Here is a 13,947-nt window from a genome sequence, read left to right as displayed (position 1 = left end):
GCAAGGAGGTCTGAATGTCTGCGCAGGATGAGGTTCGGTTCTATCGCGCCAGCGAGAAGCCCTACGGTCCGTTCAGCAACCTCTATCGGTGCCCGGTCGTGTACGAAGGCGAGACCTACCCGACTTCCGAGCATGCCTACCAAGCCGGGAAGCCCCGCAAGCCGGAGGTGAAGGCTTGGCTCATGGCGGCACCTTCTCCTGCATTGCTCGCGATGGCGGCGCACGGCCTCTATTATTGGGATGTCGCACCCGCTTGGTCGAAGACCAAATTTGATCGGATGAGGGGCGTGCTCAGGGCAAAATTTACCCAACATCCTGACTTGCAGGAACTGCTGCTCTCGACCGGCGACATCCGGCTGGTCGAAAGCGCCACGGTAGACAATCCCGTCAATCGCCTCTGGGGCGAGGTGAACGGCGTCGGCGAGAACATGCTCGGCAAGATGCTGATGGAACTGAGGACCGAGCTTCGCGAGGCGCGCCCGGACAGCGAGGCCGCCTGACGATCAGAAGAGGTCGAGCTGGATGTCCAGGTCCCATTCGGGATCGTCCAGTAAGCGTCGGACCGTCTCTGCACCATGCATCCGGAACAGGCCTCTGGCACCGGGGTAGGCGCAGTTCGCCGCAGCCAGACGTTGTCCCGCAATGACGCCTTCCAGGATGTGCTCGAACGCAGGTAACCGGTGCGACGTGACCTGATCCAGGATATGGTCGATCAGGCCCACAGTCACCATGTCGCCGGACCCGCAGGTGTCTCGTATGACCGGTGCCCGTCTCGCGGCGCAATGAACCCGGTCGCCATCGCGCCAGAGATCAAGTCCGTCCGCGCCCCGGGTGACGATCGCCACCGCGCCCACCCGTAGCGCCGCCGAAGCCAAGAGATCGTCGAGCCTGTCGGAGGAACTCTTGATGATGTCCGACAGGGCCACAGCGCGCGAGAAAAGATCGCGGTCGCCGATGGCGGAGGGCTCGAAATAGATCATTGCGCCGGCGTCCGCAGCCGTCTCCATGGCCTGCACGATCCCCGGGGACACCCGGTCGGTGTAGAAGACTTGGCAGGCATCTAGGGCGCTGCGCGCCTCGTCGACCTCAACGCCGTCGATCGGCTCATAGCGAGGGAAGTCGCGCTCGGTTTCTGGACAGACGAAGCTGAAGCTGTGCTGGCCGGAGCGGGTATCCAGATGCTGAGCCAGAACTGGCGAGGACCGGCCAGGCCAGCGTCGGATGAACTGGGTCCATGCCCCGGCCTGGGCGAACTCCAGGACGAGTTCATCTCCCACCGCGTCGTCTCCCAGGCGAAGTACCGGAGCCACCTTGCGCGACAGCATGGCCAGGGACAGCAGGACGTTGCCGCACGATCCGCCGAGCGCTTGGTAACGGGGCTCGCCGGTGGCGTAGACACGGTCCATCACGGTGAACCCTGTACCCGCCACGTGCAGGCTCATCGACATGCCGGACTCCGTCCCTTCAGTGTCAGCCCTTGCTACGCGCTTCCGGCGCTCAGGTCGAGATTGAACAGCGTCTCAACGTCTAGTCGATGGGCCCCGTTCACCGGCCGCAATGCGCGCAGAATCCGCAGAACGGCGTCCGGACCGCGAATACGCGAGCCGAACAGGTTCCACCCTCGGTCCGGACGGTCACAGACGCGACCAACGCTCACGCCCGCGGGCAAGCCAAGCAGGGCATAGTCATTACCGGCGACAGCGCCACTGTCGCCCAGACACAAGATGCTGTCCATTCCAGACGACAGGCGCGTGGCGAGAACCCCGGCCACGGTCGTCTTGCAGGTCTCGGCCAAGCAGATGTCCAGGGTGTGCGAGGAACGGGCAATCCGCAGTAGTCCGGCGCTGTTTGCCTCGGAGTCGAACCTCCGCCTGAACAGATCGGTGTCGGCCAAGCTGGCGACCTTGAGGGTCAGCTGGACGAGACTGTCCTTGTAGTCGAGGCGTTCGCCGCCTGCCGCCACCGCGGTTAGCCAATCGCGCGCGGGATCCAGACGTGCTTCTCGGACGGGCCGATCCTGCTCGATGTTCGTGGTCAGCGGCTGGGTGTAAGCACCATTGTAGTAGCTGATGATCACGGAGTCCCAATAGGCCTTCGGAACGACCCCACGCAGGGCGTCGCCGCCGGATCCGCCGCGCCCCGTCGCCACCGCTACAGCCAGACCTTCGTCCAGCAGCCTCACCAGTTCGGTCACCAACTCTCCGGAGACAGGATCCTCGACCTTGCCATCGGCGACCAAGGTCCCGTCGTAATCCACGACCAGACCCCTGAACTCGGCCTCCGCCAATCGGTTGCGGAACGCGACCCAAGCGGCATCGAGGTCGAGATCTCGTCGGTCAGGCTGATCGCTCAGGCGCGTGGCGGCAGTCTTGAGCCGCACCGCCGGCTCCCGCGCCGCGACGGCTCGATACAGGGCGTCGGATTCGTAAAGCGCTTCGGCGAAGGCACCCGCGCCCGGCCGTCCCGGATCGATGCCGACGGCAGCGCCCATCGCTTCGACCAGAACGAGGCCGTCAAGAATCAGGGCCGCATTCTCGAACCGGCCACACCCTCCGGCGTCCAGCCCATCGCGTCGGATGTCGTCTGGAATGGCGGTGTCGATGTCGGCCCAGATCGCGCGGGTCTCGCGTCCGGTCAGGGCCAGGACAAAGGCTTCCGCACCTCGGTGCGCGAGCCAGACGTGGCGACCGTGGGCGAAGTTGCGAAAGTCGGTTCGCTGGACGGCGCAGAGGCCCGCTTCCCAAGCGCAGGTCTCGATCAGCACACCCGCCGCGTCGAGTCGGGGATCCTGAAGCAGGAACAGGGTGTCGGTGCGGCGAAGCGATCGATAGCGCTCGGTGGCCTCGGCTCGACGCGCCGGGGCGAGCCGATCGCCGGCCTGATCGCGCCACTCTTGCAAAACGCGGGGGGGATCCGGAGCCGGACTGCTGTAGTCGCTGGCCAGAAGAAGAGCTGTGACGGCGGAGATCAGGGAGTGGGTCGCCAGAAAGCCGTCGCGAGCGCCGCAGGTTGGCGTCCAGTGAACCTGGGCTTGGCCGACGCCTTTGCAGCGCCGCGCCAGCGGCGATTCGGTGGATGCCGTCACCAGCTGGATGCTGCGGGCCCCGCGCGCCAGCGCGCCTTCAAACGCGGCGAGGATGTCAGGGTTGGAGCCGCCCGCGCTGAACAGCCAGATATCGGTCGTCTCGAGTGACTGTTCGTCGATGGCGAACTGCAGCGGCGTCTGAACGAGAGTCGGCTCCGCCTGCAGAGTCTGTCGGCAGAGCGCCAGATAGTGGGCGGCGATAGCCGAGCCGCCGGACCCCACGGCCACGGCAGTGTGCTTCAGCCCGGTGCGGAGCGCCTCGCCGAGTTGACCCAGGTCCGTCCCGGTCCCGGCCGCCTCGATGGATCGGGGCAGATCATCGAGTTTGTCCGCGAAGACCGTCATCATCGCTCCTGTCTTGTGGCCTAGACCCGGTCCGGAGCGGCGTAGCCGGCGTAGATCGGGCCGTGAAGCCAGATGTGCACCGTGACGTCGGCCGGCTCCTCCTCCGTCGAAGACCTGGTCGGATCGTAGTCGTAGCGCACATTCTCGACGTGCTGGACCGGCAGGTCATGCTCGATGGCGGCCATCATCGCGCCGACGGCCATTACCTTGCTGCCTAGGGGCGAGAGTAGGAGCTCGGGCTGGTAGATCTGATCCATGGTCTGGTCGTAACGCCGCTTCAGCATCGATAGCTTGCGATAGGTATCCAACGGGTTTCGTTCCGAGACATAGAGAAAGTCCCGGGCGTCGACCGTGCCCTCGTCGAGCAACTCTCTAAACTCCGATAGCAAGTCGTCGGCGCGGCGCGGATTGCGCGACGGGAAGGGGAGAATGGGACAGATGCGGTACGGGCTGTCCTGAGCTGCGATGATCTTCTGCAGGGTTGGCATTCTCCCCGCCGCCAGCTGCGGTAGCCAGACCCGGGCGACAGGAAGGCGGCCTTGCCTCCCCGGCCCCGAGAAACCGCGGACCATGGACGGCGTCGCATAGGGCTCCCCGAGGATGCGCGCATCGAGCTCGGGATTCGAGGAGATCATCAAGTGGAAGTTGAGGTCGTCTCGCGCCTCGCATAGGGCGAGCAGGTATCGCGCGATCGGGAAGGCGATGCCGGTCGAGAGCGCGCTCATGTCCAGCACGATGTCGGTCGCGTCGCCGGGCAGGTCGAGTAGGCGCAAGGCTTCCACGATCCTCTGGCCGCCCACGGGCGCATTGTCCGCTGGATCGAAGATGCGCACGCTCAGGGCCTTGAAGGTGTCGGTGAGCCGGCGCATGGCCGCTTCATTCTCGTCGGCGCGATCGCGCAAGGTTTCCACCGCGTCGGAGCGCTCCTCACGGATAAGGATGCCGGAGAGGCGATCCTGCATCACGGCACCCAGTTGTTCGGCTACTTTGCGCGCGCGCGGATCGAAGCCGGCACCGCCCACGAATAAGCATTTGCGGTATGCCGCGCCGAAATAATCGCGAATGAAGCCGTCGACAGCCTCATCGTCGTGCATGATGCAGTTGTTCCAGTGCGGACGGGCCATGGTCAGCTGTGGTCCACGATGGCCGCGAGTTCCTCGACCTGCCATTCCAGAAAGCCGCCACGCTTGAGCGTCAGGCCGAACTTCAGGCAGGCCGGTCCGGGCAGTTCGAGGAGGCACCACCGCTTGTTGCCCTGATTGTAGTTCCGAACGGCGACCAGGCCGCTGTAGGCGATGGCATATTTTAGGACTTCGGCGAGCTCCGTCTTGCTGCCGAGCAGAAGCTCCATGTCGTCCTCTGGTATGCCAACCGCCTTGGCTCCGGCGCCGAGGCTGGCGTTCGGTTTGAGCGATACCTCCAGACAGGCGTCGGCGATCGCATCAACCAGTGTTCGGACCTTCCGGACATAAGGGAAGGCCCAGGACTCGATGATCTCATCGCCGCGCTCCTTGAGGACCGCCTGCTGTTGGGCTGCGCTGAGCGCCGGATCTTGATTCCGAATGGCGCGCGTCTCCATGCGTTCCACCAGTCCGCCGGCTAGTTGCAGAAACAGTTCGGCATTCTCGTCTGCGGCGTCGCAGATAGTCTCCAGTCCGTAGTGCAGGGGGCGGCCATACCCTTCATGAAGGAAGAGCCGGGCGGCTTCGGCAACGTCGCTTTTGACCTTCATCGGCTGTTTGGGATCCGGATCGTCTCCAAAGAGCGAGGGCTGTCTGGCGGCGCGCCCGGCGTGGCGATGCATCAGGACGCGCACCATGGCCAGTCGTACGTCGACGCCGAGGTCCGTCCCCTTGGCGCTTCTGACATACCGTTTGACCAAGGCGTCGATCTTCTCGCGACGCTCCGGTGTGAGCTCTAGCATCTTCTGGGCCCGGTCCACGTCCTTCTCGAGCTCGCGCAGTTTGGCGTCGCTGAGCATCGGCGGCTCTTCGATCAGCAGGGGGCTGAACTTCACATAGTTCCGGTCCCGCAGCGTTTTTACGAGCGGCAGGTAGCGATCGGCCATGTCGGCCGCCATGCTGCGGAACCGACGGCGATCGAGATCCCGCTCGCCGTCGCTCTGCATGAAGATGTCGAGATAGTCCCGGTCCCGCTTGACCCCAGGCAGGGTCTCCTCATCACGCGACCTGAACACCGCGCTCGGCGACAAAGCGTCCAACCGCATCATCACCCATCGCGCGATGCGCATTTCCCGGCGCAGGAGGATTCGGAATAGGCCGTCGAACTGGTCTGGATGGAGTGTGTGGGCGTCATCAAGGATGACCAAGGGCTTCAGCGCTAGCGTCTCGCCCTGCCACTCGATTTCGACATGCCGCAGCGCCTCGAACGGCTGATAGGGTTCCCGCACCACATCAGGAATTTCATCCAAGCCCGGCGGAAGCAGGCTGGCGCCGACCCGGTAGACCGCCTGTTCGACCTCCAGCGCCCGATCGAGCATGGCCTCGGCGTCGAGACCCCCGATCTGGGCCAGCAAGGCTTCGGAGTCCTCGCGCGCGACGAACCGGATGTCCTTGGAGTGGCGTCGTCCCGCGCCGGTCAGGTTGCGGATCAGGCCCTGTACAAATCGGGCTTGGATCAAGGAGAGGACCAGTCGCGTCTTCAGCCCGGCGTCGTAGGGCAATTCCCAGAACTCGCGATACTCGGCCTCCATCGGCAGCCGCACCGCCGCGACCGCCGGCCTGCCGTCCTGCACGAAGCCGGTGGCGGCGAGCGCGGCGGCAAGGGTGCGGTGGTTGGGGTTTCGCTGATCGCGGAGGATGGCCTCCACCCGGCGGAACTCCACCATGCTGGCCATCATGGTCTTGCCGCTGCCGGGGCTTCCGATCACGCGGACTGGCAGATCGAAGATAGCTGATCGTCGGGGGTGTCCGCCGATGAAGGCGGTCAAGGCTTCCGGACTGACGATGGCGAGAAACGCGGAATCGTCCCGGATGTATTCGGTGGCCCGGCGCAGGAAGGGGTTATTCATGCCGGATCATCCATGCCGATCACGACGGTGGAACAGCGGGCGAACGCGATGAGCGTCGTTCTTCCCTTCGGTCTCCGCCCACAATAGCGGGATGCTGTTATTAGGGGTGTTGTGGTCCATCACGATCGGAAGGGCGCAGTTAGCATAGCCCAGTTTCATGTCCGTTTGGCCCGCCTCGCGGCAATGCTTCTCGAGCCGGACAAATAGATCGTGATCGTAATAGCGCTCGCAGAGGTCCAGAATCCCGGTGTCCTGCGGCCGATGCAATTCAAGGTCGGCGGGAAGGCGGGTTCCACAGGTCACTCGCCAGTCGCCAAAGGTCCTTGAGACCATCGACTCGGCGGCTCTGAGTCGCTTCATCAAAGTCTCGTGCGCCTTTTGGCTTGAGATGTAGTGATGGATGTGAAGCGCATATCCTTCGCTAATCGGGAACCGGTCTGTCAGACGTTGGCGCGCCTTGTTCACCAGGTCGTTGAACTTGGCCAGCTTGCCTTTCCAAACCCCGTCCTTCTGCCGGATGAAAGTTGTTCCAGAGGCCGTGAAATCATCGATGAGATAGACGCTGTCGAACTTCTCGCCGGGCTGCTCTTCCTGAAGTGTCTTGTTGAGATCCTCCCACTTTTCATCATCGACGTTGAGCATGGGTAGGACCTGCTCCTGTGACACCCGCTTCGGGTTCGCCCGTCGCAGCACGTCGATCCGGCTCCCATCGCTCATGCCGACGAACAGGGTGCGTCTCAGCCGCGCGTTAAAGCGCGCGTTACCCTTCGCGGTGCTCCAGATTTCATAAGGCGCGCAGTTCAGCTCAGCGGCCACAACGTTCCGAAGATAGGGGGTTACCACTTCCGGGACGAAGGCTTCGATCAGGCACTGCAACTCGCGCGGCGACACATAAACCAGCCGGTGCCGCACGAAGTCATAGGCCGCCGGCCGGTCCGCGGGATTGAACTGTTTCAACCAAGTGGCGAAACTCTCGATGAAGCGGGAGCCGGCGCGGAAGTCTGCATAGCCGTCGTATTTGGCGGAGGCCATGAATCGCAACCACGCGTATTCGCGTGTGGCGGTCCCGTCATCTTCCTCCGGCCAGCCCATTACCTTGGCGATGAGCTGAAGCGCCATTTGGTCGTTCAATCTTGATCCTCGACGCGCTCGACGTTCGATGGCCCTCGACCGGCCGATCCTGAACGATCTCCCTAACAGCTTAGAGTAGCAAGCGATTCTCGTGCATGAAAGGCACCACTGTTATTCCAATCTGCCAGGTGCCTTGATGGGGGATCAGACCTGATCCGACCGAAGGACGAAGGTCGCTCAGTCGAAGATACCCGATGAACGTATGGTTCACCGCGCCAGCCGAAGCTGGAGGACCCTAGGGTTTATACCGGTTCTTTGTCGCCGCCGACGGCCGAGCCAAGCCGCACTGGTAACAAAGCGCATCGTCACCCGGAAGCTGGCAGAAAGGGCCTTCCGGTTCCTAGAGGAGAGCCAAGGTCGGCTTTTGGCGCAGTGCCGACCTATATCGGCTGAGGGCGGCCGGATCGGAGCCGAGCAATTCCAAGTAGACCTTCTCCCCCAAATAGTCGACAAAACTGCCATCGGTTTATCGCGGCCCTCTGGGAGATTGGCCCGCAGTTAGCTCGAAAGACTCAAGCGTCCCCGGATCAGCCAGCATCTGAATTGTCCTTCAGGCATGCGGCGAGAGCGCGAGCGTCGAACCTGACGCGAACGCCGACGCGGTCATACTCCAGGAGCCGGATATCGAGGGCGCGGAGCGGTCCCTGCAGGTTTTTGCTGACGCCTCTGGGTACGACCAGGACCTTGCGATAGGACTTGCCGGAGAGTCTTTCGTAGATCTGAAGCTGACCGACGGCCGCGAACACGTCCTGGGCCCCCGGATAGCATTTGATCTCGAACAGCACGGCCGGGCCCGCGCCGTACGTAAAAAGATCAGGCCCGTACTGGCCTAGGCGGTCGTTGGAATGAGGCGTCTTGCGCCTCTTCAGCTCTGCGGCCAAGGCCTTCCAGACGTGCGCATGCCTTCGCCGCCGGAGGGCGGCTTCGCGCGGCGGGATGATGATGTCCCCGGTCGCCTCGGGACGGAGACCATGCTCCCAGGCGCTCAAAGCGTCTGGCGTCGCGAGCCTCGCCGCTCCGCCCATCTTGTACAGCCGCGCCTGGGCGCATCGCGCTACGAAGGCGGCGATGCTTTCCTGAACCGCCATGGGCGGAGCGTCGAGCGCAGCCACGGGATGGTATTGGCCTTTCGGACCTTCGCTGAAATCGACGGCGACCGGCTGGAGTCCGGTGGCGGCGATGAAGTCGGCCTCCGTCACCCGGCTTCCGGCCACGCTCATGCGCCCCTGGTGAAGGAGCCAGCGCTGGCCGTCATCGGTGACGGCGAACAGACCTTGAAGGTTCTGGTCGATGCCTCGATTGGGTGGATTGATCTCGACGATCATGTTGCTGCGGAAATCATGCGGCTTCTGCCCGAACGGGTTCCAGGCTCGCGGCACGCCGCCCCGCCCCGGCGTGGCTCCAAACGCGCCCCAGATGCCGAGCCTTTCGTGCCAGTAGACGTCCAGGCCTGACAGACGACCGATCCGTTCTGCGCCATCAGAAAAGGCGGCTTTCAGTCTGGCGCCGGCGCTCCGGACCTCGGCGCGTTTCTCGATGGCTCTCATCGGCTATCGCCCCGAGCGGCGGGGCGACCGTGGCGATCAGACGCCGCCGGTTCGCCAAGGGCGGAAAGCCCCGGCGCGGTCTGGGACTTCGCACGAGGCTGGAGTCGGCAAGGACGGCTCAGCATGGGCCCGGCGCTGCCGTCCCTGCGAGGCACGCCTCGTAACGATTGTCCCTGAACGCGCCGGCTTTTCGCGCGTGTGCCCAACTCCGGTTCCGGCGCTTGAGAGACGCGAACGCAGAGTCGCCAGGCGATAGAAGGGCCAGGCGGTCTACCGACCTGTCGTTAGATGTTGTCGACGTGGCAGGGCCCGACGCCGTCACGATACAGGATCCTCGTCGGACCTCAGAGCGGCGTGAAGGTCTGCCCGTTGGCTTACGGCTTCTGCGAACGCATCCGCGCCCAATCTTGCAAGGGTCTCACTGTCCCGAGCTCCTTCCGTGTAGACAGCCCAGGAAGACGCTGCGGACGGTGGGTTCAAGGGCCAGGCTCCGGGGGCGTAACACTGCGCCAGCCGATAGGCCCAGCGCAGATACGGAACGCCCGACAAGGTTGCGAGCCGACGGTCCGTGCGTGCAGCCGAGAGCAGCTGTAGATCCATTGAGTCGGCGTAAGGCCCTCCGGACAGGGGCGCGATGAACGCGCTGAGCGCGGGCAGATCCTTTTGGGCCCAGGCCGCATAACCGAGCGCAAGTCGGAGCAGCTGGATCTCGGGCGTCTCTGACGCCAGCTCCAGCCGGCGAAGGGCAAAGGGAAGATCGACGGCCTGAAGACGACCGGCTCCGATCAGCATGTCCCATTCAGACCAGGGAAGATTGGAATAGGGTTCAACCCGCAGCGCCTCCGGAGCGTCCTTGACCAGCAACGGGAGGCCTGGCGGGCCGACAGCGACGCTGTCGCCCAGCTCGATGATCGCGACGCCGAGGAGTGTGGGTTGGGAAGGGATCAGGCGCACATCCTCGTCGACGCCTCGGTTCCGCAAGGGAGGTCGCCCGACCGGGATCGGCAGTTGAACGGCAGCTACAGCGCCATCCGTCACGGTGCAGGCTGCCGCTGCCTCACCCCAGGGGGGGCGAACCACGATCCGGTACGCGCCCGGATCCAGCCGGAGAAATGGGTGAGCCGATAGCTCCTTTATCGACCAGCGGATGGCGTGCTCGTCGTCGATCTTGCCGGCGCCGAGGCGCTCCACATGTACAAGCGGCTCATCGGAGAGGAGGCCAGCGATCGCGGGGACGCCCCCTTCCGGCAGGTCCACCCGTAGATTCGGGATGCGATCCGCCAGGCGTTCTCCCGGGGCTGCCATCACAAGGTCGGCTGTACGCCCTTGTCTTTGAAGCGAGGTCCGCAGCCGAGCCCGCGCCTCGCGCACCGCGCGGTCAAGGGCGGGCTCCCCCGCGCCGTTGCCGAGAACATCGAAGCCGCCCTTGTTGAAGACGACGCGCGGCGAGCCCGCACCCGCTTCACCAATTCCGGTAGAATCTGAAAGATCCTCAGAGGCCAGCGTCTCGTCGACCGCTCCATCCACATCGATGACGCGAACCTTGTAGCCATCGCGATCCGGGTCGGGCGGCGTTTTACGGAGGTTGAAAAGGAATTTCACCGCACTTTGCGCTGAGGGTTGATCCAGGTTTCTCGGGTCGGCTTCCCACCCCGTGGCAGGGTTGCAGCGAGCAAGGATGAACCGTCCCTTGGGCGCCACACCCTTGAAGGGCATTGGCGGCGTCGTGCTCAATGGGAGATCGAGCGGCGCTATTGGCGGTGTGGTCTCGATGCGGATCGTGTCCAGTCCTTCCAGCGGTTCGGCGTCGACCTCGAAGGGCACCGTGTCCATGGCCGGAGCCGCACAGGCGACGAAGCGCCAGAGGTGAGAAATGCTGCCAAAGGGCGTCATGGTGGGGCGCTGATCGTGGCCTTCGTTCTGCGCCGCGAGCCTTATCCTCGGCGTCACCACGTGCTGATAAAGGGGCATGAGATCGATCTCGGCTTCACCGCTGGTCCAGTTGAAGACGAGGGCGTCGCCCGCCGTGGCCGGCAGGTTCATGTGCGCGTCCCTCAGCGCGGCCAGAAGCGTTCGCGTAAGAAGACCGCGGCCCTGCACGATGGGGGCATATTGATCCTGCTCTGTGGCGCAGCACAGAAGCAGGCCGTTCTCGGCTCGTGGATCGACGGATGCGTCGTCGGGCGGCGACCCGCGAATTTGGCTGACGTAGACGGAATCCACGTCCCGGTTCTGGCAGGCGTCTACCACGAACAGGACATTGCGGAACCGAAGCCCGCGCAGATAATCGGCGTAGGCGCCTATGTCGAGATTGCGGCTGCTCGCGTCGGCCGACCAATCCTGGGCAAGGAAGATCGGGCCTGACCTGGCGAGATAGTAGCCGTGTCCCGAAAGGAAGACGTACAGTATGTCGCCTGTCTCGTTGTTTTGCAGGTGCCGCATGGAGGCCCAGATCGCGTCCCGGTTCGCGTCCCGGACGATGACGCCGGCAGGCACGACCGGCTGCGTTCTCGGCGCCAGATGCAGGCGAATGCGTTCGGGGGCGACCCCGATGCCCAACAGCCAGTCTACGGTCTCAAGGGCGTCGGCGACGCTGCCGTCGAGCTTGTCGAGGTGCGGATAGTCGTCGATTCCGACGATTATGGCGGCGGCGTTCATCGCGTCAGCCGATGAAGTCTACGAGACTGTCGTAAAGCCGCGGTTGACGCCAGTAGGCGCCGTGGGCGTCGGGGAAGGGCATGCCGGACGTTATTTCGATGTCCCTCACGCCCTGGCCGCCCTTGAAGCTGCGCTCGGCGCAGAATGACAGGAAGTCGTTACGATCATAGACGTTGAGCCACGGGGGGAAGTCGGCGGGCAGGGGCGCCCCGAGCCTGAGGTCCGCCATGGCGTCGCAGGCGGTGAAGAACGAAATCTGCGAGCCGACGGTGATCAGTTTGGAAATGTTCGACGGCCGGTCGGGTCCGGAGATCAGATTGACCAGGTGTTCGCCCCCCAGGCTATGGCCAATCACCACGACGTCCCCTTCGAGGGCGTTGATGGCGTCGCGGAGCATGCCCAGAACATCCTGACCTCTGCGCTGGGTAAGCAGGATGTCGCCCATGCCTGGACTGACCGACCCCATAAGCCCGTCGCGGCGATCACGCCCGTAGCCCGTCGCGCGCCCGAGAGCCCAACCCCGGATCCTGGACCTGAACCAGTCACCCACTGCGCCCTTGACCCCTTCGGTCAAGCTGTCTTCCACCTGCGCCACAAGGTCGGCGCGAGCCGAAAGCACGAAGAGAGCGTCCGGACCTTCGCCCGGCTGACCCCGGGCGTCGATGAGCGCGATGGCGACGATGGCTCGAGCGGTGGCGGAGACGAGCGTAGGGTCGGCTGCCGAGCTGGCCGAGCGCACCGCGTCCACCACCACCCGTGCATAGTCTCCATCGGCCAGACTGGCCGCAGCGTTCCGGACCGCTTCAAGGGTCACGCCGCCAGCGGGGTCCGGGATGTTGATCGAGCGAAGCCGCGCCTTGAACCGTTCGCTGGGTTGCACCTGTCCCGGCGGTTGGGGCGAGGGGGGGCCGCCCACGCGCGCCGCCACGACCCGGAGTTCGAAGACCGGATCACTCATAAGTTCCGCCCAGATGGCCGCCTCGACTTCCGGGTCGGTCGGCGTCGCGCCCTTGGCGGCGCCTTCCGGCGGCAGCATATCGGCGATGTGGCCAGGGGTCACCTTGACCCCGTGCCGCTCTCCCCAGGCGACGCCCGACACGGCGATATCGCGGCGACCGGCGTTCGCGAGGCCCTTCTCGATATCTGCGAGTGTCTGCTCATAGCCGCTCTGGCGCACACCTGTGCCGTGGGCGAAAAATAGATGCGTCATGGCCCCTCCAGGCGTTCCTGCGAACCGTCGCGCGGAACGGTGTTCTCGTCAATCGAGAGTACAGCCTAGGGATGTGACCCTTGGCTGACCTCCAGCCAGGTTGCAGGAACCGGCTGCAGCCCCCTGATGGCGTCGAGCGACAGGTCGGGTGAGGGCTTCTGGTCAGGCTGGGGCTGCGCTGTTCGAGTTGCTTCGGGCGCTGCTGGGGGAGCGCTCGCGGTCAGTTCACTCTCCCGCCCGGGCATGAAGCTTTTCTGTACGCGGGGGTAAGTATGATCGATCCCTGATGCTTGGCACGAGGGAGTAAACCGCCGTGGAGGCGGTGTGTCTCGCTGTGGTTTCGCCAGCCTTCGCGGCCTCTCGAGGGGCGGATCTGATCGAAGCCCGGACGGCTGGGCGCAACCGCGCGCTCGGCTTTCATCCCCGGCCTGGCGGCCTTCCTCGCGCGACAAGAAAGCCTCTCTTGCGGTCCTTCGCTTCGCTGCGGGGCTCGCTTCGCTCCCCTGCGCGCCGTCCGGTCCCCGGTCGTCCGATCGCCATCGAGGCCGCGATTGGCGTGGCCCGAAACACAGGAGAGACTGACATGGCCACCATCGGCGCTTTCACCCCCCAAACGGACGGCAGCTACAGCGGTTCGATCAAGACCCTGACTCTCAACGTCAAGGCGGCGGCCCTCCGGCCGAACGAGAAGACCGACGACAAGGCCCCCGACTTCCGCATCTTCGCGGGTCAGACCGAGTTCGGCGCCGCCTGGAAGAGAACGAGCCAGCAGAACCGCGAGTACCTCTCGGTCAAGCTCGACGATCCCAGCTTCCCTGCTCCGATCTACGCCTCCCTGGTGGAGATCGATGGAGGGCACAGCCTGATCTGGTCCCGATGACCCCCGCGGCGGCGCGCGCGACCCCCCGCCGCGCCCGTCGTACCGCAGAGCCATTAGTGG

Annotated in this window: 10 protein-coding genes; 2 read left to right on the top strand and 8 right to left on the bottom strand. The window is 64.6% G+C overall.

The features are described from left to right. Positions 1-14: 14 nt before the first annotated feature. Positions 15-500, top strand: a complete 486-nt coding sequence (locus tag ACI8U3_RS10635) for an NADAR family protein (RefSeq protein ID WP_415014850.1) — start codon at positions 15-17, stop codon at positions 498-500. Between the two features lie 3 nt (positions 501-503). On the opposite strand, the gene ACI8U3_RS10630 is transcribed toward ACI8U3_RS10635, so the two are convergent. From ACI8U3_RS10630 to ACI8U3_RS10595, 8 genes are all read right to left on the bottom strand, one after another. Continuing rightward, positions 504-1,448: a PfkB family carbohydrate kinase gene (locus tag ACI8U3_RS10630; protein WP_415014849.1), complete on the bottom strand. Its 945-nt coding sequence runs from the start codon at positions 1,446-1,448 to the stop codon at positions 504-506. Positions 1,449-1,480: 32 nt separating this feature from the next. Beyond that, positions 1,481-3,430, bottom strand: coding sequence for a hypothetical protein (locus ACI8U3_RS10625; protein WP_415014848.1), 1,950 nt, complete (start codon positions 3,428-3,430; stop codon positions 1,481-1,483). 20 nt (positions 3,431-3,450) lie between these two features. Further along, the gene (locus ACI8U3_RS10620; RefSeq protein WP_415014847.1) at positions 3,451-4,554 is read right to left on the bottom strand and encodes a hypothetical protein; all 1,104 of its coding nucleotides are present in this window, start codon (positions 4,552-4,554) and stop codon (positions 3,451-3,453) included. 2 nt (positions 4,555-4,556) lie between these two features. After that, positions 4,557-6,461 (bottom strand): hypothetical protein, encoded by a 1,905-nt coding sequence (locus ACI8U3_RS10615; protein ID WP_415014846.1) that lies wholly within the window; start codon positions 6,459-6,461, stop codon positions 4,557-4,559. A gap of 6 nt (positions 6,462-6,467) precedes the next feature. Next, positions 6,468-7,592: a hypothetical protein gene (locus ACI8U3_RS10610; protein WP_415014845.1), complete on the bottom strand. Its 1,125-nt coding sequence runs from the start codon at positions 7,590-7,592 to the stop codon at positions 6,468-6,470. A gap of 527 nt (positions 7,593-8,119) precedes the next feature. Continuing rightward, positions 8,120-9,139 (bottom strand): hypothetical protein, encoded by a 1,020-nt coding sequence (locus ACI8U3_RS10605; RefSeq protein WP_415014844.1) that lies wholly within the window; start codon positions 9,137-9,139, stop codon positions 8,120-8,122. Positions 9,140-9,457: 318 nt separating this feature from the next. Then, positions 9,458-11,797 carry a hypothetical protein gene (locus ACI8U3_RS10600; RefSeq protein ID WP_415014843.1) on the bottom strand — a complete coding sequence of 780 codons (2,340 nt, stop codon included), beginning with the start codon at positions 11,795-11,797 and terminating at the stop codon, positions 9,458-9,460. A 4-nt stretch (positions 11,798-11,801) separates the two neighbouring features. Further along, positions 11,802-13,007, bottom strand: a complete 1,206-nt coding sequence (locus tag ACI8U3_RS10595) for a hypothetical protein (protein WP_415014842.1) — start codon at positions 13,005-13,007, stop codon at positions 11,802-11,804. Positions 13,008-13,590: 583 nt separating this feature from the next. Here ACI8U3_RS10595 and ACI8U3_RS10590 point away from each other — a divergent pair. Continuing rightward, positions 13,591-13,887, top strand: coding sequence for a DUF736 domain-containing protein (locus tag ACI8U3_RS10590; RefSeq protein ID WP_415014841.1), 297 nt, complete (start codon positions 13,591-13,593; stop codon positions 13,885-13,887). The last annotated feature ends 60 nt before the right edge of the window (positions 13,888-13,947 follow it).

The organism is Brevundimonas sp., from assembly GCF_047617075.1.
Taxonomy (GTDB): domain Bacteria; phylum Pseudomonadota; class Alphaproteobacteria; order Caulobacterales; family Caulobacteraceae; genus Brevundimonas.
This window is presented reverse-complemented; position numbering and strand designations above follow the sequence as displayed.